Source organism: Spiribacter salinus M19-40 (genome assembly GCF_000319575.2).
Classification (GTDB): Bacteria; Pseudomonadota; Gammaproteobacteria; order Nitrococcales; family Nitrococcaceae; genus Spiribacter; species Spiribacter salinus.
Genome location: NC_021291.1, coordinates 392,132 through 416,511 on the forward strand (window position 1 = coordinate 392,132; position 24,380 = coordinate 416,511).

The 24,380-nt window shown below is 61.0% G+C and carries 20 protein-coding genes and 2 pseudogenes; 13 read left to right on the top strand and 9 right to left on the bottom strand.

All coding sequences use genetic code 11. The annotated features are described in order from the left end of the window. Positions 1-891 (bottom strand): outer membrane protein assembly factor BamD, encoded by an 891-nt coding sequence (locus tag SPISAL_RS01930; protein ID WP_051111878.1) that lies wholly within the window; start codon positions 889-891, stop codon positions 1-3. 67 nt (positions 892-958) lie between these two features. Here SPISAL_RS01930 and rluD point away from each other — a divergent pair, with 67 nt between their 5' ends. From rluD to clpB, 3 genes are all read left to right on the top strand, one after another. Beyond that, positions 959-2,023 (top strand): 23S rRNA pseudouridine(1911/1915/1917) synthase RluD, encoded by a 1,065-nt coding sequence (gene rluD, locus SPISAL_RS01935; protein ID WP_016352793.1) that lies wholly within the window; start codon positions 959-961, stop codon positions 2,021-2,023. Continuing rightward, positions 2,020-2,784, top strand: coding sequence for a peptidoglycan editing factor PgeF (gene pgeF, locus SPISAL_RS01940; protein WP_051111911.1), 765 nt, complete (start codon positions 2,020-2,022; stop codon positions 2,782-2,784). Before rluD ends, pgeF begins: the two co-directional genes overlap by 4 nt. Positions 2,785-3,206: 422 nt before the next feature. Continuing rightward, the gene (gene clpB / locus SPISAL_RS01945; protein WP_041389441.1) at positions 3,207-5,813 is read left to right on the top strand and encodes an ATP-dependent chaperone ClpB; all 2,607 of its coding nucleotides are present in this window, start codon (positions 3,207-3,209) and stop codon (positions 5,811-5,813) included. A gap of 1 nt (position 5,814) precedes the next feature. On the opposite strand, the gene SPISAL_RS01950 is transcribed toward clpB, so the two are convergent. The 3 genes from SPISAL_RS01950 to SPISAL_RS01960 are packed head-to-tail and all read right to left on the bottom strand — an operon-like array spanning position 5,815 to position 8,595. Beyond that, positions 5,815-6,678 (bottom strand): SDR family NAD(P)-dependent oxidoreductase, encoded by an 864-nt coding sequence (locus SPISAL_RS01950; protein ID WP_016352796.1) that lies wholly within the window; start codon positions 6,676-6,678, stop codon positions 5,815-5,817. Continuing rightward, positions 6,675-7,895, bottom strand: a complete 1,221-nt coding sequence (locus tag SPISAL_RS01955) for a M24 family metallopeptidase (protein ID WP_016352797.1) — start codon at positions 7,893-7,895, stop codon at positions 6,675-6,677. Before SPISAL_RS01955 ends, SPISAL_RS01950 begins: the two co-directional genes overlap by 4 nt. Before the next feature lie 46 nt (positions 7,896-7,941). After that, positions 7,942-8,595 (bottom strand): DUF1614 domain-containing protein, encoded by a 654-nt coding sequence (locus tag SPISAL_RS01960; protein ID WP_016352798.1) that lies wholly within the window; start codon positions 8,593-8,595, stop codon positions 7,942-7,944. 56 nt (positions 8,596-8,651) lie between these two features. Between SPISAL_RS01960 and SPISAL_RS01965 the strand changes: the two genes are divergently transcribed. Both SPISAL_RS01965 and aspS read left to right on the top strand, forming a co-directional pair. Further along, the gene (locus SPISAL_RS01965; RefSeq protein ID WP_016352799.1) at positions 8,652-8,975 is read left to right on the top strand and encodes an FmdB family zinc ribbon protein; all 324 of its coding nucleotides are present in this window, start codon (positions 8,652-8,654) and stop codon (positions 8,973-8,975) included. A gap of 64 nt (positions 8,976-9,039) precedes the next feature. Further along, positions 9,040-10,818 (top strand): aspartate--tRNA ligase, encoded by a 1,779-nt coding sequence (aspS, locus tag SPISAL_RS01970; RefSeq protein ID WP_016352800.1) that lies wholly within the window; start codon positions 9,040-9,042, stop codon positions 10,816-10,818. Here the strand turns inward: aspS and SPISAL_RS01975 are convergent. Beyond that, positions 10,815-11,282, bottom strand: a complete 468-nt coding sequence (locus tag SPISAL_RS01975; RefSeq protein ID WP_016352801.1) for a DUF192 domain-containing protein — start codon at positions 11,280-11,282, stop codon at positions 10,815-10,817. The genes aspS and SPISAL_RS01975 overlap by 4 nt on opposite strands. Positions 11,283-11,390: 108 nt before the next feature. Between SPISAL_RS01975 and SPISAL_RS01980 the strand changes: the two genes are divergently transcribed. Further along, a complete protein-coding gene (locus SPISAL_RS01980; protein ID WP_016352802.1) occupies positions 11,391-11,714 on the top strand; it encodes a DMT family transporter in 324 nt (107 codons plus the stop codon). Between the two features lie 82 nt (positions 11,715-11,796). After that, positions 11,797-12,273, top strand: a complete 477-nt coding sequence (locus SPISAL_RS01985; RefSeq protein WP_016352803.1) for a Dps family protein — start codon at positions 11,797-11,799, stop codon at positions 12,271-12,273. Between the two features lie 316 nt (positions 12,274-12,589). On the opposite strand, the pseudogene SPISAL_RS09045 reads toward SPISAL_RS01985, so the two are convergent. Both SPISAL_RS09045 and SPISAL_RS08645 read right to left on the bottom strand, forming a co-directional pair. Continuing rightward, positions 12,590-12,970: pseudogene (locus SPISAL_RS09045) on the bottom strand (DUF2334 domain-containing protein); the annotation flags it as partial. Beyond that, positions 12,949-15,279: a sulfotransferase gene (locus tag SPISAL_RS08645; protein WP_016352805.1), complete on the bottom strand. Its 2,331-nt coding sequence runs from the start codon at positions 15,277-15,279 to the stop codon at positions 12,949-12,951. The pseudogene SPISAL_RS09045 and the gene SPISAL_RS08645, both read right to left, overlap by 22 nt. A gap of 115 nt (positions 15,280-15,394) precedes the next feature. On the opposite strand from SPISAL_RS08645, the gene SPISAL_RS02005 reads away from it, so the two are divergent. Beyond that, positions 15,395-16,213 (top strand): UDP-2,3-diacylglucosamine diphosphatase, encoded by an 819-nt coding sequence (locus SPISAL_RS02005; protein WP_016352806.1) that lies wholly within the window; start codon positions 15,395-15,397, stop codon positions 16,211-16,213. A 338-nt stretch (positions 16,214-16,551) separates the two neighbouring features. Continuing rightward, a complete protein-coding gene (locus SPISAL_RS02010; protein WP_041389447.1) occupies positions 16,552-16,995 on the top strand; it encodes a type II toxin-antitoxin system VapC family toxin in 444 nt (147 codons plus the stop codon). On the opposite strand, the gene SPISAL_RS02015 is transcribed toward SPISAL_RS02010, so the two are convergent. Both SPISAL_RS02015 and SPISAL_RS02020 read right to left on the bottom strand, forming a co-directional pair. After that, positions 16,969-17,601 (bottom strand): hypothetical protein, encoded by a 633-nt coding sequence (locus tag SPISAL_RS02015; protein WP_016352808.1) that lies wholly within the window; start codon positions 17,599-17,601, stop codon positions 16,969-16,971. The two genes, SPISAL_RS02010 and SPISAL_RS02015, sit on opposite strands and share 27 nt — an antisense overlap. 349 nt (positions 17,602-17,950) lie before the next feature. Then, a pseudogene (locus tag SPISAL_RS02020) lies at positions 17,951-19,106 on the bottom strand (IS3 family transposase). Positions 19,107-19,289: 183 nt separating this feature from the next. Here SPISAL_RS02020 and SPISAL_RS02030 point away from each other — a divergent pair. From SPISAL_RS02030 to SPISAL_RS02045, 4 genes are all read left to right on the top strand, one after another. Next, the gene (locus tag SPISAL_RS02030) at positions 19,290-19,844 is read left to right on the top strand and encodes a hypothetical protein (protein ID WP_016352810.1); all 555 of its coding nucleotides are present in this window, start codon (positions 19,290-19,292) and stop codon (positions 19,842-19,844) included. A 57-nt stretch (positions 19,845-19,901) separates the two neighbouring features. Next, positions 19,902-20,726, top strand: a complete 825-nt coding sequence (locus SPISAL_RS02035) for a fimbrial biogenesis chaperone (RefSeq protein ID WP_187287971.1) — start codon at positions 19,902-19,904, stop codon at positions 20,724-20,726. Positions 20,727-21,008: 282 nt separating this feature from the next. After that, positions 21,009-23,453, top strand: a complete 2,445-nt coding sequence (locus SPISAL_RS02040; RefSeq protein ID WP_187287972.1) for a carboxypeptidase-like regulatory domain-containing protein — start codon at positions 21,009-21,011, stop codon at positions 23,451-23,453. 2 nt (positions 23,454-23,455) lie between these two features. After that, entirely contained in the window at positions 23,456-24,373 is a 918-nt protein-coding gene (locus tag SPISAL_RS02045; RefSeq protein ID WP_041389145.1) for a hypothetical protein, read from the top strand. The last annotated feature ends 7 nt before the right edge of the window (positions 24,374-24,380 follow it).

Here is a 24,380-nt window from a genome sequence, read left to right on the forward strand (position 1 = left end):
CTAGAACTCGCCCATGCCGCCACCTGTGGAGGGCGGCATGGGGAGTTGGCCCCCAGCGCTGCCACCACTCGGCGCACTGCCCGCCTCCGGTGAGGGCGCGACCTCGCGGGTCTCATCCTGGTACAAAGGTGGTGCGTCTGGCGTGGCCTTCTCGTCTGTCTGTGCCAGTGCCTCGTCACGCGCATCGATCACACCCTCTGCCAGATCCGGCAGTTCCAGCGCTCGGTACGCCTGCTCAAGCAGCGTCATTGCGGGGTCGACGGTGGGTGACTCAGGGAACTCATTGATGATCCCGATAGCGCGTCGGGCGGCGGCGACCCAAGCCTGCCGATCGGCGTAAAAGCGCGCGACGCTGAGCTGGTAGCGCGCACCAGCCATGTAGAGCTCGTCAATACGCTCGCGGGCGTCGTCCACGTATTCGCTGTCGGGGTATTGCTCGATCAGCGTGCGATAGGCCTGAAACGCTTGCCGACGAGGCACGGGGTCCCGCAGCGTGGTGTCTACACCCACCCAGCGCTTAATGGCGTCCTCGTTTTTCTCCTGTAAGGCGAGCCCCTGCATGTACCAGGTGTACGGCACCTCACGGTGACGCGGGTTGATGCGCCGGAAGCGCTCAGCGGCAGCCACCGCCGAGGTGGGGTCATTCGCGCGGTAGTACGTGTAGATCAAATCAAGCTGGCCCTGAGTGGCATAAATGCCGAACGGATACTGAGCCTGCAGGGCCTCGAGCTCTTCGGTGGCGGTCGCCCAATCGCCGCGATCCATGGCACTTTTGGCGGTCTCGTACAGCGCCGCCGCTTCCGCATCGCGCAGCTCCGTGCCGCCTTCGTCGTTGTTGGCACAGCCCGCGAGCAGGCCAATTAGCAGTAGAATCGCAAAAAAGCGCTTCATGGCACCCATGTCCACCGTGTGTCTAATGCGCACAGTCTAGAGAAAACCGGGGGCATCGCCCAGCAGCATGAACGATCAATCCATCACTGAGATCACCCGTGAAGCCACGATCCCTGACGCGGCCGCGGGACGGCGCCTGGATGCCGTGCTCGCGGAGTTGTTCCCCGAGTTCTCCCGCGCGCGCCTGCAGCGCTGGTTAAAAGAGGGCGCGCTGACGGTGAATGGAACCTCGCCCCGAGGGCGCGTTGCGGTGAAGGGGGGTGAGCAGGTCCGAATTACGGCGACCCAATCCGAGGAGGGCGTGGTAGAACCTGAGCCCATTCCCCTCGAGATTGTCTACGAGGACGAGGCGCTCCTGGTTATTAATAAGCCGGCGGGCCTGGTGGTGCACCCGGGGGCTGGTAATGCCGCGGGGACGCTGCAGAACGCCCTGCTGCATCATGACGCGCGGTTGGGCGGCCTGCCGCGCGGCGGCATCGTGCATCGACTGGACCGCGATACCACCGGGCTCATGGTGGTGGCCAAGACCTTACAGGCGCACACCCATCTCGTCGAGCAGCTCCAGGCGCGCACCGTGGGCCGAGAGTATCTGGCGCTGGTGACCGGAACGTTCACCGCCGGCGGCAAGGTCGACGCCCCCATTGGCCGCCACCCGCGGGATCGCCTGCGCATGGCCGTACAAGAAGCGGGTAAGCCGGCGGTGACGCATTACCGCATCGACACCCGCTTCCCGGCCCATACCCTGCTGCGCTGTAAGCTTGAAAGCGGGCGCACCCACCAGATCCGTGTCCATATGGCCCACTTGCACCACCCAATCGTGGGCGATTCGCTTTATGGCGGGCGGTTGCGGATGCCTGGCGGCGTCGAATCCGTGCCGGCCCCCGAGGGACCCTGGCCACCGCGCAAGGGCGATATCGAGCCGCCCACGGTGGCTGACTGCCTGCGGTGGTTCCGGCGCCAGGCCCTGCATGCCGAGACCCTGACCCTCGTCCATCCCGCTCGGGGCGAGACGCTGAGCTGGAGCGTGGATCTGCCCACCGACTATGCGGGCCTGCTGGAGGCACTGACCGCTCACCGCGCCGTGGTTGAGGAGGCCGAGGCCGAGGAAAGGAACCGCGGGTGGCGGCCATGATAGCGGATGCCCGCGAGGCCCCCGGGCACGGCATTGAACTGATTCGTCCGGACTGGCCGGTGCCTGTGCATGCCGGCTTCACCACCCGTCAGGGCGGCGTCAGTCAGTCCCCGTACGACACCCTCAATCTCGCCCTGCACGTCGAGGACGATCCCACGGCGGTCCACGAGAATCGTCGTCGTCTGGTCGCGCAAGCGGGTCTGCCTGAAGAACCGCGCTGGCTGCGCCAAGTCCATGGAACCCGCGTCGTGCACGCCGACGAGGTCGAGCGGGACGTTACCGAAGCGGATGCGGTCTGGAGCGATCGGCCCGGTCAGGTCTGCGCCGTGCTAGTGGCTGACTGTATGCCCATCCTGCTGGCCAGTGCCGATGGCGGCTGTGTGGCGGCCGTGCATGCAGGCTGGCGTGGGTTGGCGAGTGGCATTATTCAGGTCGCAGTGGCCGCTTTACCGGCGCCGCCCGCCGGGCTACACGCCTGTATCGGCCCGTGTATTGGCCAGGCGGCTTATGAAGTGGGCGAAGAGGTGATCGAGCAGATGCAGGCGGCCGGCGTAGCACCTCACTATGAGCGAAACGATGCGCGAACGTCCCGCGCTCACCTGAACCTCGCCGACACCGCCGCGGGCATTCTTTCGGCTTGCGGGGTCGCGGCGGTTACTGACCTAGGAAGCTGCACCCATGCGGATGCGGAGGCGTTCTACTCCTACCGGCGTGATGGGAAGACTGGACGCATTGCCGCTTTTATTTCATTGCCGGCATAAAGTTGGCAGAGCGTTGCATGGTGCTTTTTCATGATGTTGACGCGTGCCGTCATGCGTTACGACGCGATGCGTAACGCGGCGTAGACGCCGTACGGAGCACGAACCCATCGCCTGCCCTGAAAGCCGTATCAGGCCGCCGTGGCCGGGGAACGCGCATGGCTTTGACGCATGACGCGCATCGTTCGGAACGCGTTACGTCTCCCGTATGGCGGAGTGATGTTTTCCGGACAGCGTCCTCATGGGCAAAACGTATTAACAACACGCTGGTCTGCGCTCGGCGCTCGGCGCTGGCCCCTGGCGGTTTGGCGCTTGGCGCCAGTCTCGCCTTTCGGCTGATCCACCCCATTGGAAACGCGCCTGCCACCCCCCATATCTAACAACAAGCAACGGCAACGATAAGTGAAGGAGTCCGACCCATGCGGATGGACAAACTGACCACCAAATTCCAGATGGCGCTGTCCGAAGCGCAATCCCTCGCACTTGGGCGCGACCACCAGATGATCGAGCCTGAGCACCTGGGCCTCGCCATGCTCGATCAGGAGGGCGGCGGCGTTCGCCACTTGCTCCAGCAGGCCGGGGTAAACGTCAACCTGCTGCGCTCGCAGATCGGCGAGGCGCTCGACCGGCTGCCGACCGTCTCTGGCGCGGCCGGCGAGGTGCACGTCAGTAATGACCTGAACCGCCTGCTTAACCAGACGGATAAGCTCGCGCAAAAACGTGGGGATAGCTACATCTCCAGTGAGCTCTTTTTGCTCGCGGCCCTCCAGGATGGCAAGACCCGCGTCGGCGAGAGTCTCACGCAGGCTGGGGCCAACAAAGACGCCCTCGAGAAAGCGATCGAGGCGACCCGTGGCGGCGAGAATGTCGATGATCCCAACGCCGAGGATCAGCGTCAGGCGCTCGAGAAGTACACCATTGATCTCACCGAGCGGGCCGAGCAGGGCAAGCTGGATCCGGTGATTGGCCGCGATGAGGAAATCCGCCGTACTATCCAGGTCCTGCAGCGGCGCACCAAGAACAACCCCGTGCTGATCGGCGATCCTGGTGTTGGTAAAACCGCGATCGTCGAGGGCCTGGCGCTGCGGATCGTGAACCACGAGGTGCCCGAAGCGCTGAAGCAAAAGCGCGTCCTCGCGCTGGATATGGGCGCGATGGTCGCCGGCGCAAAGTACCGCGGCGAGTTCGAAGAGCGCATGAAGGGTGTGCTGAAAGACCTTGCCAAGCAGGAAGGCGAGATCATTCTGTTTATCGATGAAATTCACACCATCGTGGGGGCCGGTAAGGCCGAGGGCTCGATGGACGCGGGCAATATGCTTAAGCCTGCCCTCGCCCGCGGTGAGCTCCACTGCATCGGCGCGACCACGCTGGATGAGTATCGCACCAATATCGAAAAGGACGCCGCGCTGGAGCGGCGCTTCCAGAAAGTGCTGGTCGACGAACCGAGTGTGGAGGACACCGTGGCGATCCTGCGGGGGCTCAAGGAGCGCTACGAAGTCCATCACGGCGTAGAAATTACGGACCCGGCGATTGTCAGCGCGGCGACGCTCTCCCAGCGCTACATCACTGACCGCAAACTGCCTGACAAAGCCATCGACCTGATCGACGAGGCCGCCAGTCGGATCCGCATCGAGATCGACTCCAAGCCGGAGGCGATGGATCGGCTCGAACGCCGGCTCATTCAGCTCAAGATCGAGCGTGAGGCGCTGAATAAGGAAGCCGACGAGGCCTCCCGTAAGCGGCTGGCGACACTCGAGGGCGAGATCGCAGAGATCGAGCATGAGTACAACGAAATGGAGTCGATCTGGACCGCCGAGAAAGCGGCGGTGCAGGGGGCGACGGGCCTGAAAGAGTCGCTCGAGCAGGCGCGCCAGGAGCTCGAGACCGCGCGCCGGGCGGGGGATCTCACCCGCATGTCGGAACTCCAGTACGGGCGCATCCCCGAGCTCGAGCAACAGCTTGCCAGCGCCTCCGAAGCCGAGGGTCAGCAGGAAAGGCAGCTGCTGCGGAACTCAGTGACCGAAGAAGAGGTGGCGGAAGTGGTCTCCAAGTGGACCGGCATTCCCGTCTCGAAGATGCTCGAGGGCGAGCGCGACAAGTTGCTGCGCATGGAACACGCCCTGGGTGACCGGGTGATCGGCCAGGCCGAGGCGGTGGAGGCCGTATCCAACGCCATCCGGCGCTCCCGGGCGGGGCTGTCCGACCCCAACCGCCCGAATGGCTCGTTCCTGTTCCTCGGGCCGACGGGTGTGGGCAAGACCGAGCTCTGCAAGGCCCTCGCCACGTTCCTCTTCGACACCGAAGAGGCGATGGTGCGCATCGATATGTCGGAGTTCATGGAAAAGCACTCGGTAGCCCGGCTGATCGGCGCACCGCCGGGGTATGTCGGCTATGAGGAGGGCGGTTATCTGACCGAGGCCGTCCGCCGCAAGCCCTACTCCGTGCTGCTGCTCGACGAGGTCGAAAAGGCCCATGCGGATGTCTTCAATATCCTGCTGCAGGTGCTCGACGACGGGCGTCTGACAGACAGCCACGGCCGGACAGTCGATTTCCGCAACACGGTCATAGTCATGACCTCCAACCTGGGCTCGCACCTGATCCAGGAGCACGCCGGGGAGTCGCAGTACGACGAGATGAAGCGCCAGGTCATGGGCGTGGTCTCGCAACACTTCCGCCCGGAGTTCATCAACCGCGTCGATGATGTGGTGGTGTTCCACCCGCTCGAGCGGGAGCAGATCCGGCGCATCACCGAGGTGCAGGTGCGGTATCTCTCCGAGCGGCTGCGTGAGCGCGAGATGGCACTGGAGCTGACCGACGCCGCCCTGGATGTCATCGGCGAGGCCGGCTTTGATCCGATTTACGGCGCACGGCCACTGAAGCGCATCCTGCAGCAGCGGGTTGAGAACGTGCTCGCCCAGCGCATCCTCGCGGGTGAGTTCGCGCCGGGTGACCGCATTCGGGTCGATGCCGTCGGCGGTGAGGAGGCGAGTGAGCTGCGCTTTGAGCGGGTAAACGAGCCCGCCGAGGCCTAAGCTATCCGTTGATCCGGTGGATCACCGCATCGAGCGCGCGGGTGGGCAAAACGCGCTTTAGCGCCTTGAACACGTGCGTTGGCACCGTGACGTGATAGCGGGGCTTGGGCTTGATTGACTCGACGGCGAGGATGAGCTTGCGTGCCACCGCCTCAGGCCCGAGTGTCAGGGGTGGATCGCCCTCGGCGTTGAGTCGTTGGGCCACGGCCTCATAGGTCTCGCGGTGGACGCTGTGCAAACCGCCCTCACTGGCGAGTCCAATCCAGTGGCGAAATTTCATCCAGCCATTGGCCCGAAAGCGACTGGTGACCGGGCCGGTCTGGATGAGAATGGCCTCAATGCCCGTTCCGCGCAGCTCCTGGCGCAGGGTGTCGGTCAGCCCCTCCAGCGCGTGCTTTGATGCGTTGTAGGCACCCCGCCAAGGCAGGGCGATAAACCCGAGCACCGAACTGTGCTGGACGATCCTTCCGTGGCCCTGGGCGCGCATGGCCGGCAGCACAGCCCGAGTGAGCGCATGGGCGCCGAAGAGGTTGGTCTCAAACTGCTCGCGCAGGGCGGCGCGGGGCAGGTCTTCGAGCGCGCCGGGTTGGCCAAAGCCCGCGTTATTAAACAGTGCATCAATCCGCCCGCCGGTGCGCTCGAGGACGACGGCCACTGCCTGGGTGATGCTCGCGTCATCGTCAACGTCCAGCACCAGCGCGTCGCCCAGGCCCGCGGCTTTGAGGGCGTCGACATCGGCGGACTGCCGGGCTGTTGCAAACACCCGCCAACCGCGTTGCTGGAGCACGAACGCGCAGTGCCGCCCAATGCCGCTCGAGCAGCCGGTGATGAGGATAACGGGCGCGTCTGAGGCCACGCGGGTCAAGTACCGACGCCTTGCAGCATTAGATCATTGCCGGTGAGGGCCTCCCCGCCCTCGGCAGTGACCCGCACGGTGTTACTCATGCCGATGCCCCACTCGCCAGGCACCCGCAGCATCAACGGCAAATGGAAGACCATGTTGGCCTCGAACGGGCGCTCGACACCGCGGGCGATGTAGCCCGAGGCCTCCACCCAAGAGGGTGGAAACTGAATGCCAACGGTGTAGCCGTAAACGCCCGAGAAAAACACCCGATCCGCGATGGGCTTGAGGGCGGCATCCGCTGCGGCGGCGGCAGCATCCATGGTGACACCGGGGCGCATGTGCTCGAGAAGCGCGGTATAGATGGCCCGGATTACGTCAGCCACCTCACGCATCGCCGCACTCGGTTCGCCGGCCACCCGCGTGCGCATCATCGGCGCGGTATACCGGTGCACCGCAGAGCCGAATTCCAGAAAAACGACCTCGTCCGTCGCCACTGCATGGCGCTGGTGGTTGCAGTGAATCACGCTGGATCGCCAGCCGGTGGTCACAATGGGCTGCAGGCTCATGAACTCACTGCCCGCGGCGATCATGGCGGCCGAACCGGTGGCCGCCAGCTGCTGGTCGGTCACGCCGGGAGCGATCAGGCTCTCGGCCGCGGCAATGCCGATCTCGGTGATGCGCGCGCTTTCGCGCAGCAGGGCGATTTCGGGCTCGCTTTTGATGATCCTGACCCCATCGACCAGCCCCGAGGCATCCACCAGGCTCAGGCTGGGGTGCGCCTGCGCCAGCCCATCCCGAAAGCCACTGCGAAGGGCTGGGCCCCAGTTGTCCGTGCCGAGTCGGCGCGCGCTCACCCCGAGGTCAGCGAGGATGCCGGCCATTTGGGCCACGGCCCCGTCGGCTTCCTCCCAGCGGTAGCCCAGCACCGCATCGACCCGCGCGGTGGTCACGGCTGGGCCGGTTTCAATTGACGGGACCTGGAGGACCGCACGACCGGGTTGGCTGGATGCCTCAGCACCGGTTAGTACCAGTGCCGTATGCACTGATACCTCAAAGGTGTTGTAGCCGGTGAGATAGCAGATGTCCGCCGCATCGGTGACCAGCAGGGCATCCAGCCCGGCGGCGGCCATCAATTGGGTTACCGCATCGCGACGCCGCGCGTATTCGGTCTCGTCAAAGGGCAGATCCAGCCGGCCCACCCGCTCGGCCAGCGCATCACGATAGCGGTTGAAATCCATTCCCCGTCCCCCTGTTGGTTTGTCCGTGTTTATAGCAGATCCGGGGCTAGGCGAGCAGGACCGCGACCAGCCCGGTGATGAACACGCCATCGAAGGTCCCCGCACCGCCAATGGAAGCGAGCGGCGAGCCAAGCTCGCGAACATCGCCCAGACGAAACAGATCCGCACCCAGCAGCACGCCCAGCGTCCCGCAGATGTAGGCCAGTGGCGCACTGTGCTCCGAGGACAGCGTGACGGCGATGATCGCCGCCGCGATCGGCGCAACGAAGATCGGCATACCCACGCCCAATCCCGCTACGGGGCGGGAGAACGCATAACACACCGCCGCCTGAATCCCGATCGCGCCGAGCACCGTCGTCATCGGAAGGGGGTTGTGCTGGAGCAGATACACCGAGAAGGCCACCGGAATGATGCCCCCGCCGACGTTAATGGCCACCAGCACCTTGCCCGGGTCGAGCTGGCGCGCCATCGCGCTCATCCAGCGCAGCCGCTGCGCCCACTTTGGATCGGGTGGCCTCGTGGCATCGACCTTGAAGAGCGGCAGGTTAATCGAGCTGCCGAGCAGTGAGGTGATCAACAACAGCATCGCCGAGCCCTGCGACAGGCCCAGCTTGTCGAACGCCACCGTGACCACGCCGATCTGGATGAACACAAACAAAACGGCAAACAAAAAAATCGCGGCGATGATCTGCAGGGGCATTAGCCGGCTCCAAACGGGTATTATGGAGGGTATACGTTTAAATGAGGACAACCAGCATGCCGATCTATGAGTACGTTTGCGATGACTGCGGCCACGAGCTCGAAGCGCTGCAGGGCATCAGTGATGACGTTCTGACGGAGTGTCCAAGCTGCGCTCAGGCCCGTCTGCGTCGCAAGATCTCCGCCGCCGCCTTCCGGCTTAAGGGCGGTGGCTGGTATGAGACCGATTTCAAGAAGGACAACCGCCGTAACCTGGCGAGCGATGGCGGTTCGGGGCAAAAGTCTAGCGGCGGCAAGGGTGCCGATACCAGCAAGAGCTCGTCTGGCGAGAGCAAAAAACCGGACTCGGACAAGCGTAAGAAGACCGCCAGCAACGACTGACATCCTTGCCTGGACGACCCCCACCGCTTACCATTTCGGCTTTTGTGAACGGCGGTTTTTCCCCATGCGCACCCATTACTGCGGCGACGTTACCGAGGCCCTGCTCGATCAGGAAGTAGAGATCTGCGGCTGGGTCCATCGCCGGCGTGATCACGGTGGCGTGATCTTCATCGATTTGCGTGATCGGGAAGGCCTGCTACAGGTGGTTTTTGACCCCGATCGGGAAGACGCGTTCGCCACCGCCGACCGGGCCCGCCCGGAATGGGTACTGAAAATCCGTGGCAAGGTCCGCCGCCGCCCCGAGGGCACGGCCAACGCCAACCTCAACTCCGGGCAGGTCGAGGTGCTGGGGCTCGGGATCGAGGTGCTCAATCAGGCGAAGACACCGCCGTTCCAGCTCGATGAGGACGATGTCGGCGAAGATGTCCGCCTGCGCTATCGCTACGTTGATCTGCGTCGCCCGGAGATGCAGCAGCATTTGGTGACGCGGGCAAAGGTCACCAGCTTCATGCACCGGTTCCTGGATGAGAACGGTTTCCTTGATGTAGAAACGCCCATGTTGACGCGGGCCACGCCCGAGGGCGCTCGCGACTTTCTCGTGCCCAGTCGCCTGCACGCCGGGAGCTTTTACGCGCTGCCGCAGTCGCCCCAGTTGTTCAAACAGCTCCTGATGATGTCGGGGCTCGATCGCTATTATCAGATCGTGCGGTGTTTCCGCGATGAGGATTTGCGTGCCGACCGCCAGCCCGAGTTCACGCAGCTGGATGTCGAGACCTCGTTCATGGATGAGGACCAGATCACCACGCTCATGGAGAAAATGGTGCGGGATCTGATGCACGAGGTGGCCGGTATCGAGCTTGGCGATCCGTTCCCACGGATGACTTATGCCGAGGCCGTCGAGCGCTATGGCATCGATCGCCCCGATCTGCGTATTCCCATGGAGCTGGTCACGGTCAGCGACCTGCTGACGGATGTGGAGTTCAAGGTCTTCGCGGGTCCTGCCAATGACCCGCGAGGCCGAATTGCCGCGCTGCGCGTGCCCGGTGGCGAGGCGCTCACCCGCAAGCAGATCGATGACTATACCCAGTTCGTTGGCCGATACGGCGCCAAAGGGCTTGCCTATATCAAGGTCAATGATCCGAGTCAGGGCGCCGAGGGGCTGCAGTCACCCATTCTCAAGTTCCTGCCCGAGGCGGCCATTACCGGGATTCTGGCGCGTACGGGCGCCCAGGCGGGCGATCTGATCTTCTTTGGCGCGGACAAGGCCAAGGTGGTGAACGAGTCGCTGGCCGCGCTGCGGGTGCGCATCGGCCATGATCTGGATCTGCTTGAGGGCGATTGGCGGCCACTGTGGGTAGTCGACTTCCCGATGTTTGAGTACGACGAGGGCGATGGCCGCTACTACGCGCTGCATCATCCGTTCACCGCGCCGAGTGTCGAGACGATCGAAGACTTTCAGGCGGCCGACCCGGAGGCCCTTATTTCACGGGCCTATGACCTGGTGCTCAATGGCACGGAGCTCGGTGGGGGCTCGATTCGTATCCATCGCCCCGAGCTGCAGTCGGCCGTGTTCGAGCGGCTTGGCATTGGCGCTGAAGAGGCGCGGGATAAATTCGGTTTCCTGCTGGATGCCCTTGAGTACGGGGCGCCACCGCACGGTGGCATTGCCTTTGGGCTGGATCGCCTGGTCATGCTGATGGCGGGTGCCAGTTCCATTCGCGATGTGATGGCCTTTCCGAAGACGCAGACAGGGGCCTGCCTGCTGACCGAGGCACCGGCCGAGGTGGATGAAGCCGCCCTGCGTGATCTGCACGTGCGAGTGCGCAAACCTCAGCGCAGTTAATCGATCGCCAGCTGCGTGCCTTCGCGTATACCCAGGCGCTTTGCCTGACCGGCAGCGACCTCCAGTGCCGCCGCGATCGGCTGCTCGTGTCCATAACCTCCGCCATTGGGGGCCATGCGCTCAACGCCGATGACCTGGCCCTCGGCGTCGACATAGGCAATATCCAGCGCCAGGCGCACATTGCGCATATGCCAGCCGACTTGCCGGGGCTCGGCAAACACAAACCAAATGGGCTGATCGCGGATGACCTGGGCGGGCAGATGCTGCATGCCCTGGGCGCGCTCAGCACGGTCATCGGCCACACGCACCTGCAGTCGCTGAGTGGGGGCATCGGGTGGCGTGATGCGAAGCTCAACGGTTTCCATTGAGTGCCACGCCTGCGGGCCCTCCGCGTGGTCATCGGCGCCGGTCAGGCCGCCTCGGGTGAGCATGGCGATACCGAATGCGGCCAGCGCAACGATCAACCATTTCCCGGGCTGGAAGATAGAGTTTCGCAAGCGAACGCCTCAGACTGGAACGTGGGTATTGACTATGCCACAGACGTCGATAAAGGCACGAAGCGGGAGAGGGGTATGCCAGCCTGGTTGTTGTTGATCGGTGCCATTGTCATGGAAGTCGTGGGCACCACGGCGCTGAAGCTCTCAGACGGGTTTACGCGTCTTGTCCCCAGCCTGGTCGTGGTGGCCGGCTATGCGCTGGCGTTTATTGGTCTGGGTCTTGTTTTAAAACGGATGGAGGTCAGTGTGGCCTATGCGATCTGGGCCGGGCTGGGTACGGCACTTGTCGCGCTTGTGGGTGTCTTTCTATTTGGGGAGACAATGAATTGGGTCAAAGCAGGCAGTCTGGGTTTGATTGTTGTTGGCTTGATCGGGCTCAACCTGGCGGGCGGTTCTTGAGCCATTGGTTGGGCACCTTGTGGTATGTTAGTTTGGAATTATTCCAAACAAAGACGACTGAAACGATAGAAAGGAGGTCATTATGGCCACACCTGCCGTCAATATCGGGATTGAAGAAGGCGCTCGGGCAGAAATTGCCGAAGGGGTCTCGCGCGTACTCGCCGACAGCTATTCGCTGTATCTGAAAACGCATAACTTCCACTGGAACGTCACCGGGCCGATGTTCAACTCGCTCCATGCGATGTTCGAAGAGCAGTACACAGAGCTTGCAACCGCGGTCGATGAAATTGCCGAGCGCATCCGTGCCCTGGGTGCCCAGGCCCCCGGTAGTTACAGTGACTATCAGCGCCTGACGGCGATCCCCGAGGAAAGCGGCGCACCGGAGGCTATGGAAATGGTCCGGCAGCTCATGCGCGATCACGAGACCGTCGCCCGGACGGCTCGCGAGGCGTTTGCGGTCGCGGATGGGGCCCATGATGAGCCCACGGCGGATCTGCTGACCCAGCGTATGCAGCTTCATGAGAAGACCGCGTGGATGCTGCGGAGCATGCTCGAGTAAGACGCGCCTTGGCCGGTGCTGGCGCATCCGGAAGGAAGCGGGCGAGATCCTGCTGCAGGTCGTCTGCCAGCGCCAGTTCCGGGTCATGGGGGTGCAGCCCGATTCGCAAGCCCGCGCCGCGCCGGGCGCGGGCCCGGTTAATTGCATTGCTAATGCCAAGCGCCCGGGCCTGGAATGGGTTGCCGGCCTCATAGCCGAGGAGCGCGCGTGACTGCCAGCGGCCCGTCGATACCTCGACAATGCCCCGCAGGGTCTCCACGTAGGGGAAAGGCTGTTCGTTCAAACGCGATAGCGGCACACGACCGAGGGCCCAGGCCGGTGGAACATAAAGCCGCGGGCCATGCAGGCCCTGAACGGTGAGCCACGCATAGCACCGCCGCATCAACGCGAGAATGCCCTCGGCATCCAGGCAGAGGTGCTCGGCCACTTGTCGCGAGATGAGCGCGGCATGCAGTCGATGCCCGATGCCGCCGTAGTGATCGATTCGGTGGACCCAGCCATGACCTGCGATCTCATGGCCCGCGGACTGCCAGTCGTGGAGCTGACGCAGTGCGGCGGGCGTCCAGTCGCGCCCCGGTACCACTAGCAGCACCGGTGGTGGCCAACCCGCCTCGTGGCATTGCCTGATCAGACCGCGGACCGCCGGGAGGGTCTCCGGCATCACATCGTGAATGCTTAGATGCGGGGCAATGCCCATCGGGCGGGTTTCCGTGCTGCTTGATCGCGCGTGGGTTGGGACGGACGGGTGTTCTCGATGAGCGTGGTCCACTCATCGATACAGCGAGTCGCCATGGATCGAGCGGCCGCCTGCCCCGCAGCGGCTCGGGCTGCCAAGGTGGCTGGGCACTCGGCGCTGAGCTGGGTCAGGGCTCCTGCCACCGACTCGCCGTCGTCCATGACGATCAGGCCGTTGGCGAGCTCTGGCCAGTCGGCAATGCCGCAACCGGGCGAGACCAGGGCGAGGCGACCCCGCACCATGGCCTCCAGGGCAACCGTGCCAAACGCCTCAACTTCAGAGGGCAGAACCAGCAGGTCCGCGTCATCCAGCACTTGCCTCAAGGCCGGCCTGGCGACCCAGCCAAGCGCTTCAAGGTTGTCGAGGCGCCGCGTGGCCGCCTCCACCTCAGCGCGGAGCGGGCCGTCGCCGGCCAGGGTGAAGTGGAGTTCGGGTAGCGCTTCTGCCGCCTCGATGACGGATTGAACGCGTTTTTCGGCAGCCAGTCGGCCGACGAACAGCACCCGCTTGGGTGGCAGGCTCGGGGTAGCCGTTGGCTCGTCCACAAAGGCCTTGGGGATCGGGGTGTTCACACGCACGGCCCGTTGCGCCCCTTTTTTCTGGGCGAGCGCGTGCATGTGCGCCGAGTTGCTGACGACCACGTCCGCGCGCCGGAATAATGCGCGGTTGACCGCGGTCATGCCCCAGCGATTCAACCGACTGCGAATGCTGCCCCAGTACAGTCCCGCGAGGGCTTCATAGTCGGTATGCAGGCCAAAAATCAATTTCGCGCCGATTCGATGGGCCATGTGCGCGGCCAGTAAGCCATAAGGGCCCGGCGTTGCCACGATGATGACCTGCGGGGCGGCATCGGCCATCGCCTGATACAGCGCCCAGGGCGAAGGCAGGGCGAGTGACTGGGTGGCATCGCCGGGTAGGGCCGCCTCGCGCCAGTGCGGGATGCGGTGCCCGCGTGGCGCCTTGCCAGGCGCGATCAGATTAATCGCCGCGACGCGATCATCCAGGTGATCGATGAGGTCGCTGTAATACGCACCCACGCCGTTGCGCTCAGCCGCCGCGTCCGAGACCACCACCACCCGTCGGGCGTGGCGGTAGGGTGTGACGTCAGCCGCGGCAATCGGCTGATCACCCGCGCAGTCGAAGCGCGCGGTCAGGTCGGCGAATTCTGCACGGATCAGCGCGGGGCTGAGGCCATGATCAGCCAGTTGATGCTGGTGGCCGGAACGGTGTGCGCCCGCCTGCTGGGCCCGATGCTTTAAGCGCTCGGCGTATTCGGGTGAGAGCGTCAGGTCGAATTGCTGGTAAAACCCCCGAACGGCGCCCGCCAGGTCAGTGCGCTGGGCATTGAGCGGCAGAAAAACGGCGCGCTGAGGCGCTTGTGCGGGCAGCACGGCCAGTAAGTTGGCATAGGCGAAATGCAGTTGCTGGCGCATGCGGCGGTTGAACGCCCACTGATCGATCGGCCCGTGCAGGGCGTTGAGCGCGGGCGTCATGCTGGCGATCTGCGAGGACACGACTTTTTGCGGTTCGCGCAGACACGCGATAAACCGGGCGTCGGGAAAGGCCTCGGCCAGGCTACCCGCCAGAACGGCATGACTGGCGTTTTTTGCCAGATAGGTCCGCTCGGTGCCATGGACATACAAATGCCGTTGGATGGCGCGGCGGTACTGGCCCATCAGGCGCTGTCGAGCCGAGTCATCCAGAGCTTCATCGCCGCGGCCAAGTCGCCACAGCCGCCGGGCGTTGGGGAATGCCACAATGAGGATGAATGCGCTTAGGTGGGGAAGCAGGCTCAGGTAGTCCTCTTCCGGGGCGCGGGCACTGACGGGGTGCGCCTGCGTCAGCGGGCTCAAGATACGCTGGTTGAGCCACCCCGCCAGGCGCTGCATCGGGCTTCCAAGGGCGCGGTCGATTCGGGCCAGGGCGCGCCAGGCATAGCGGTGGCTGATCGCAGGCGCCAGTAAGCACTCCCAGGTGCGCTGGGTGGTGAACTGGCTGTCCTCGGCAAGCGCCTCGTGTAAGGCCGTGGTGCCGCTGCGTGGCACCCCAAGAATAAAGACCGGCTGGCGTACCTTGATTTGGCGGTAGCGGCGAAAGCACAGCTCATCCAGCCAGAGCCCGACCCAGTAGTAGAGCAGTGCCGGGGGCAATAAGACGGCGGCCAACAGGGAAACCAGGACGCGGCGGGGTGTGGGGCGGAGTAAATCCTCGCGGCGTGGGACCAAGCCGGAGATGATCAAACCGAGGGTGTCAGCCAGCGTTTTCAGCATGGCGCCAGACTGCCGTTAGCGTGTGACGCTTTGGTGACAGCTCGGGGTGAATCGTCACAGCGGTTTAACATTCTCTCCCTATCCTCTGGCGAAACCTGGCCATGGGAAGAGCACCATGACGGCGATCCTGCCTCTCCATCCGCTGCGATACCGTACCGTTTTCATCTCCGACACCCACCTGGGTTTCCGCGGCGCGCGCGCCGACTACCTGCTCGAATTTCTCGAGTCGATGGAATGCGAGACCCTCTATCTGGTCGGCGACATCATCGACATCTGGGAAATGCGCCGGCGCGGCCTGCGCTGGTCTGAAAGTCACAACGCCGTGATCCAGAACATTCTCGCCCGTGCCCGGCGCGGTACGCGCGTGGTCTACATCCCGGGTAACCACGATGAAATGATGCGCGATTACGCGGGCATGACGATTGAAGGCGTGGAGATCTGCATGCGCGCAACGCACCAATGCGCGGACGGTCGGCGCCTGCTGGTGCTGCACGGGGATGAGTTCGACACCGTAGTCCAGTGCAGCCGCCTGGTCGCCATGCTGGGTAATCGGATGTACGCCTGGCTTATTCGCGCAAACCACTGGGTGAATCGCGTACGCCAGGCGCTCAACCGGCCGTACTGGTCGCTGGCCGCGCATCTCAAGCACCGCGTCAAAAACGCCATGCAGTACATCGCCAATTACGAGGACGCGCTGGTACACGAGGCCCGGGAGGCGGGTGTCGACGGGCTCGTTTGTGGTCATATCCACCACGCCGAGCTGAGCGAGCGCGACGGGCTGCTTTACTGCAATGACGGCGATTGGGTTGAGAGCTGCACGGCGCTGGCGGAGAGCCAGTCGGGAGAGCTGTCGCTGGTCGACTGGATCGCTTTACGGGAGACGTTAGGTGTCACCGCCGAGGCCGGGAAAGCGGAGCGGCGGAAGGCGGCGTAGGCAGCGCCGCGGGGCGGAGCCCCAAACATCGGGCCCTAACCGACGCGCTGTTCTATGAGGACTGCATGTTGCTTTCTGGCGTTTAGGATGCCTGCCGGAAAACGTTGTTACGCCACACGCACTGCGTCTCGGATGAGAGACGGATTGCGTCACGTTACCGAGTGGCGGGAGGCCCTTGGTTCTGCGGTCTCCTGTTGCTTCATAACCCCTCTATGAGGGTTCGCATAACCTCACCCGGTCAGAACGCGGTACGTTTCGCGGAGTAACGTGTGACGTCAGCCGTCAACATTGCTCAAAGGCAATAACATCCCCCGCGCGGCAAACCGCTGGTGCGGCTGATGCTTTACGTGGATACCAGTGCCGTTCTGCCGTTCTATCGCTCGGAGGTGAATAGCACTGCTGTGGAGGTGATCTTCCTGCGTCAAGCCGGGCAGATTGGGCTGAGCCCTTTGGTCCGGGTCGAGACAGCCTCAGCAATCGCCCGTTGGTCTCGTATGGGTGAAATCACCGAATCACAGGCTCGCCGTATAGAATCTGCCTTGGAAAACGATATTGCCGCCGGCCGCTACCGATCAGTGCCCATCCCCGTAGAGGTTTTTGATCACGCCCTGCGTTGGTTGTCGTCACGTAAAACGAATTTGCGAACGTTGGACGCCCTGCATCTTGCGGCCGCGGCCCAACAAGAGTGCTGTCTTCTCACCGCCGATCGGCCATTGGCCATAGCCGCGAATACCTTCGGCGTGGACTGCCAGATCCTAGGGGCGGAAGCCGACGAGCTCTGAGGCCGTTGTCAGACCCAGCTCCAGACCGATGGTATAGAAACTCGTCACTGAGAACTCGTGGATGTCTTCGCTGGTGTGAGCGACAGTGATCGAGCCGGCAAGTTGTCGGCAGGCCACCTTGCTGACTTCCTGCAAGCGGGCAAAATCCCGGTAATAGGATTTAAGCGGCGGCTTTCCGAGCTGCTCCCGCTTGTGATTTTTGCGCTCCAGCGCTTGGTCAATGGCGGCCTCGAGGGGGGCGAGTATCTCGGTCTCAGGCAGTGCCTCGAGTAACTGCGAGTATCGGAACTCCAGTATAACGCCATGGCGGTCGGCATCGCGGGCGTGATAATCCGCGATATGTTCATCCAAGCAGATGAGGCCGCGACCCAGTGAGAGGCGCTCAGCAACGGCCCGGGTGATGGCCGAGATACCGCGCGGCTCGAGTGGATCGCCTTGTGTGATGAGTAATTTGGGGCGGTCAACGGGCTGGTGCTGCCAATGCGTCGAGAGGCGGGTGCAGACTTGCTCGGCCACGCGCTGCGGGTCTCGCGGATCATAACCCCCCATCCCCTCGACAAAGACCGGATGCCAGTCAGTGAGTAATGAGACGTTGTGGACTGTCATGGTATGGCGCCAAACCGGTGTGAGGAGAAGGCTGGTGGATCGTGCAGGATTCGAATCTGCGACCAGCGGATTAAAAGAGCAGACGGTTTTGATTTCGTGTTTATAATCAATGACCTAAACGCAATATTCTGTGGTGTGCGAAATATCTTGCTACAGCATCAACTGCAAAACGTGTTAACAGGTCTGCAATACCGCATACCTACTTCGCTCGTTTGCGAACACTTCTACCGTACTCTGCATACTTCGCCAACAGCTCGTCCAACTCGCCTTCCGCAATAGCCTCGCGCACACTACGCAACATAGCTGGCAACGCCTCCACGTTCTCAACTTCAATCGCATCCTTGGGGTTCTACCCCGCCACCGCGGACGGTTTCGTTAAGCCTCGTTTCTGATCCATTGGTTGTTCAACTCGCCAACGCATTCTCGGGTTGTGGAATCCCTCAACATAATCAAAGACAGCACTTCGCGCCTCAGCCTGCGTTAAATAGCGCCGGCGGCGAACTCGGTCACGCTGGAGGAGACCGAAGAACCCCTCCGCCGCGGCGTTATCGCCACAGTCGCCAACGGCGCTCATGCTGCCGATGACATTATGGTCGCGCAGGAAAGCCTGGTATTCACCACTGGTGAACTGCGTTCCGCGGTCGGAGTGCAGGATCACCGGGCTGTTGTTTTTTCTCTACCAGATAGCCACCAGGACCGCCTTGAACACTAGTCGTCGGCCTTGCCGTGCGCTCATCGACGAGCCGATGACCACGTTGTTCTAGAGGTCAATGACTGCAGCCAGATACAGCCAACCCTCACCGGTAGGGAGATAGGTGATGTCCGTCACCCACCGCTCATTGGGCGCTGCCGCGCTGAAGTCCCGTTCGAGATGATTGCTCACTGCCATCGGCTGGCTGCCAGAGCGTTTGCGACGCCATGCCCGATGTTGCGGTATGCCCTGCAGCCCCTCGGCGGCTATCAGCCGGGCCACTCGATTGAGGCCGAGAGACTCACCCTCATAGAACAGCTGCTCATCTATACGAGGGGCTCCAAGAACATCTTAATGGTCTTCGTGAAGCTCCCGCATGCGCTGGCGCAGCCGTTGGTTCTCAGCAGAACGCTGGCACACCGGTCGTGCAAGCCAGGCATAGAACCCGCTTGGCGAGACTTTCAGACAGCGGCACATCAGTCGGACAGAATATTCAGCGCGACAGCGTTGGATCACCTGGTACCGCCGGTGACGCGCTGGCGAAGAACGCCGCCGCCTCGCGCAAAAAATCCTGTTCCTTTCTCACCCGAGCAAGCTCTCGCCGCAACCGGGCGACCCCTTTTTCTCGTGGTTGGCCCTTGCCGGGGAAAGAGTCCTCGCCAGCGGTGTTGGATGCCCGGCACCAACGCTCGAGGACCGAGCGATGAATACCAAGATCATTCGCAACGTCTTTGATCGTCACATCAGGCCGACTCGCGAGCTCGACCGCTTCCTCTTTGAGCTCTCGACTGAACCGTCGTCTCTTCTGTCCCATCGGCCACCTCCTGCTTCCAATAATGAAGCTTTTCAGATGTGTCCGCAGCTATGGGATAGAACCCGAATCCCTTCATGGCCGCCACAGTGCATACCATAAATAGAGTATAGCACTACCTTCTATTGGGTATATATTCATAGTTAAAGCTAATGATGGCTTGGATACTACAAAAAGGAAATGAGTATGCGGTGCAAGCAGGGACAAATTATTGGTTTATTAGGGATTGCATTGAGCACCATCCCTCTCACTGCAATTGCGGATGAGGAAGTAGACCAGACTATAACGTTCAATGTGGAAGAAGTTTCGATGCTTGCCATGTCTGGCGGCGATTCAGTCAAGCTCGAGCTCATCAACACGGATCTGAGCGCGGGCGAAGATCCAAGAAAAAGCGATAGTAATGACAGTACGCAACTTCAGTATACGGTACTGACAGACGACGATAATCGAAACATCACTATCGAAGCAGATGGTGACTTGCCCCCAGGATTCGATATAACGGCTGGCGTATCAAACATTCCCGGCGAGGGCCAGTGTGGAACAGCACAAACTGGAATCGATATGACCAGCAAAAAGACTCAAACGCTAATCAGCGATGTTGGTACCTGCTGGACTGGCACCGGCACTGGCGCCCAAGTCGCCTACAGCATTAGCCCAACAGGCGGAACTAATGGTGTCGCAGAACTTAATGCCTCTGACGAATACTCCATGGACGTCATGTATACATTGGGCGAGGACTAGGGCGAACGGGCCGACTGTTTCTAAGGTCGGCCCTTCCTCACCCACGAGTAATCCGTGATGTCTAACTCCGTCGGCCGTTCCCTTTTCGTCGCTACATTGCTCTGTTTTGCACTGCTCACGATGCCATCGAGAGCCCAACAAGTTGTCGTTGCTGGCGAGCTGACACGTCTGCATTTAGGAGATGCAGGTAGCACCATAGCCGGACGTATCGCGGTGAATAATCGCGGTCCCGAAGCACGTAATGTCCGAGCCTACCTAACCGATTACCAACAAAGTCGGTCTGGAGGCTCGTACCCACCTGCTGGCACATTGGCTCGGTCCTCGGCCGAGTGGATGACTATCACACCCGGTGAACAGCGAATTGATCCCGGCGCCTCAGGCATATTTGCCTATGAAATGCACATTCCAGCCACAGACTTGCCTATAGGCACCTTTTGGAACGTCATCATGATTGAGGGCGGCGATCAATCACAAGCTGCTCCTCCAGATGCGGGCGATCAACCGGCGGTGCCGGCTTTTTCAATCACTCCGAGATTTCGCACTGCGGTTCGTGTCGATACGCAAGTTGGTCCGATCGACACGGATGGAATCGCTTTCATCAACCGCCATGTTGTCGATACGGGTGCAGGTGTCGAGCTTGAAGTATTGCTTGCAAATACCGGTAATAGCCGGCTCCCCGTGAAACTCTGGCTTGAGCAGTTCGGCAGTGATCAATTGAACAATCGTCTTGGTGAAGCACAAGAGGTTCTAATTTATCCAGGCGGAGAGCGTCGGGTGCGACTGCCACTGGCGTCATCAATAAAAAATGGCGAAGAGACCCTCATCGTCGCCGATGTGGAAGGGACTATGCTGGGTGCGCTCTACAAACTCCAGCTACCGTAAGCGATGCCAAGCCGGCAGATCTTGGTTTACGTCCTCGCAGGCTCTATCGCATTGTTCTCCTGCAACGGTTCAGCTGACGTCAGCGAAACTGTCGTGGGGATAACGCCAGAACTTATCGACGTAACACCAGGAGGCACAGCAACGATCGCTTACCGCATCCGCAATCCGGGCGATACACCGGTTAGGGTAGAGGGCAATCTACAGCGCCCAGAAGTACTGACCCTTGCAATACCCCCAGAGCCGGTCGCCCTGCCATCGAAGGGCTCAGCAACGATGTTTGCGATGATTCGCGCCACATCGCGCACACCGCCAGGCACCTACAACCTTATCTTCCACTTACGCGATGCTGATACAGCCGGCACTCTAATAGCGGGAAAGACGCGCATTCGGGTGATGGCAGTTCCTAAGCTCGAAATTCGACCCTTAGAGATTCCTCAACGCCTGATCGCAAATAGGAAAACGGTTGCCACCTATATGGTAAGTAATGTCGGTAACACGGTTGTTACGGCTCGTCTTCAAGCTGAGCTTTCGAGCAACAGCGCTTCCGCACCGACGTTAGACCCAGATCTTATTGACCTCAAGCCTGGCAAAACTCGAGAAGTGGCAGCTACCTTTACAACGGCGGCCGATCGTGGCTTTCAGCGCACTGAACGCCTTGTCGTCACGGCCACTGGCCTGAGTACTGATGACAACCCATCGCTGCTAGCGCAATCGGCGTCAGTGATCGACGTCCTTCCCGAGGTTGGTGGCAGCGATCCGTGGATACGTCTGCCAATAACGGCGAGCACCGCTGTGACGGCAACCGAATCACAAACTACGCTCAACTGGGCTATTAACGGCAGCGGATATATCGATGAAAAATCTGAGCGGCGTCTCGAATTCGAAGTGAATGAAAGCGGAGATAGATCATCAAACGACACCGATCAGACCGTCCAGGCCACAGCGCGATATGAACAGAATCAATGGCGTTTAGCCGCAGGCAATCGCCGCTTTAACCTCTCGAATCTCACGAGTGTGCGACGTAATGGCGTTGGAGCCAGTGTCGCTTATGGCGGCGATCGCAATGGACCCCTATGGGGCGTTTATGGTGTCCAGGATGAGGGCGCCGTGGGTGATCGTTTTGATCTCGCGAGCCATTTTGGTTGGCGGACTCACCGCAAAGATGTACTCAAGCTGAATTTTCTCCACTACTCAGGTGTCACGTCGGATGTTGCAAAAGACTCATCCGAAACTGTTACGAGTTTACAAATCGATACCGCCAATCGCCCATGGGGTAATTTGGCGATTGAGATTGCCCAAGACATGCAAGATGGCGGCAGTGCATGGCAGGCAGCTTACGAGACCGACATACGCGCGCAGGGCCCGCGATTAACGCTATTCGCTCGCCAGGCCGCGCCGACATTCGCGGGTCGGCTACCCGACAGTGCAAGCTGGGGCACCAGCCTAGAATTCCGTCGCCGTGAGGGTGTCAGTATCACCGGTAGGTACGAAGAGTATCGACGTAATCTAGATTCCATAGTGGACCGAGGGACGGCGGTCCGGGAGAGTAATACAGCGTTAACGGCTCGATTACCGGTCAATGAGCTTTTTGGATTGCGCGGCGGAGTCCGCCGACTCACCTACCGTAACGCAGTTTCCTCGAACGACGCCGCATATGAGCGGCTGAGTGGTGAAGTTGGGATAAATCTTCGTCTCGAAAACTGGCGTCACGGCCTGTCTGTAAAGCAAGAGCGCCGTGACGATGTGCGGAGTCCCGACAAGTGGGCTGAGCAGGGCTATTCAATTTTTAGCCGTTGGCAACCGAGTCCTTCCTTCAGCGCAACCATTGACTTTGATCTAGTGTCGACATCCGCTCCCGAAGAGAGTCGGCTCGGCAATGACTTCCAACAACGCCGACTTAACCTACGCTGGTTACCCGTGGATGGGCTGGCTGTCGCGCTAAGATATGCGAACAACAAAAAAGTCTACGATGACCTCGCACTTCGCGAGCGCGAAGCAACGCAAATTACTGCAGCGACGGCAACCTGGCGACTAAATAATCGCAATAGGATTTATTTTAAAGCGGCGCAGATACAAGATATTGAATTAGAGACGCGCAATCAATTGACACTCAGCTACGAGCATCGATTTTCTCTTCCGGTAAAACGCAGAAGTGGTATTGGCTCACTGAGGGGGCGGCTCGTTGATACCACTCGAGATCAGGACAACGGCGTAAGCGGTGCAATTATTTTTGCCGACACCATTTCCGCAGTGACTGATGCAAATGGCTTTTATCGGTTTCGTGGTCTGCCAGCTGGCCCTCACAGACTTCGTGTCGAAACTGACCGAATCGTCGAGAATCTGATCCCGGCCACTCCGGCAGGCCATCAAGTCACTGTTCAACCGGGGATTAATAATGAGTATGACCTTTCATTAGTTGCAGGTGCAGAACTAGTGGGAAGCGTGCGCTACGCCGAGAGCGGCCAACCACTCGGCGGGATACTCGTCGAGTTGCGACGAGAAGAAGAAGTCCATCGGACATTGAGCAGCGCTCAAGGCGAGTACCGGTTTGAGCGTCTCGAACCCGGCGAATGGCAGCTTAAAGTCTATGGACAGAATCTGCCTGATGGACATCGGCTGCAGAATGCCGAGCAAGTCATTTTCCTGCAATCCGGTTATCAAATGGCTCCATCCATTGAGGTAACTAAACCTGAGCGGAAACTTCAAATGATTCAGTGGGAGGAGTAACGATGAAAACTCGCAGTGGTTTTTTAATTAGAGTCATCATCTTTCTGGGGTTGTCGAGTTACACAGGTGGAGCAGCCTTTGCAACGCCATGCGTTGCCGAGGGCGGAAATCTAAGTATCGAAAACATTGACGGTAAACTCTATTGTCAGCATGTATTCCTCCAAAATGATCAAATAATTGTTTTCGATACGCCAATTTTGGTCCGCTATGAAATCCAGGCCGGTAGCGGCGGTAATGCTATTGGCGATTCAGGCGGGGGTGAAATCGGAGCGCGCCGCAAAGGCAGTAAACAATTGCCTACGGGTAGCAGTTCGGTCGTTGTCGGTGCCGGCGGCAAAGGTGGCAGCCCTGCAAAAAATCGATCGGCGTCAGGTCATGAGGGCCGCGATTCATCTCTCGGAGCAATCCGAAGCCGTGGTGGTCGTGGTGGCAACCTGCCTGGGTCGTCTAACCAGTCGACGCAAGCGCGTAAGCCGGGCAAAGACGGTCAAGATGGGTGGGTTAAAGTGCAGTACTCCGCCAACCAGTTGGATTGGGCGCCGATCGCAGCTATCGGTCTGGTTGCGCCCAGTATAGCGGGAGCTCCACCTCAAAGCAGACCGAAAAGCGGTAGCTTGATTCAGCTGATGCATCCATATTCAGGGGGCGCAAAACTTGCGGCGCGCATTGATAATGCCGTGGGTGAATTACCACGAGGCCTGGCAATCGAAGTCAGTGTCGATGGTCTCGTATCCGGATACCTTGCTGGCGATCGAACTGAAGTGACCCTCAAACCCCGAATTGTGGCAAATCGGCCGACATCGTTGCGGACCGCTTACCGACTAATCTCAGAGGCTCCGGTTTTGATCGAGGATCAACATGGTGATGTCGGCGTAAGACTCGTGCTCTCGCCGTTGCCGGTTTCGGCCAGCGCAGACTGAGACAGTA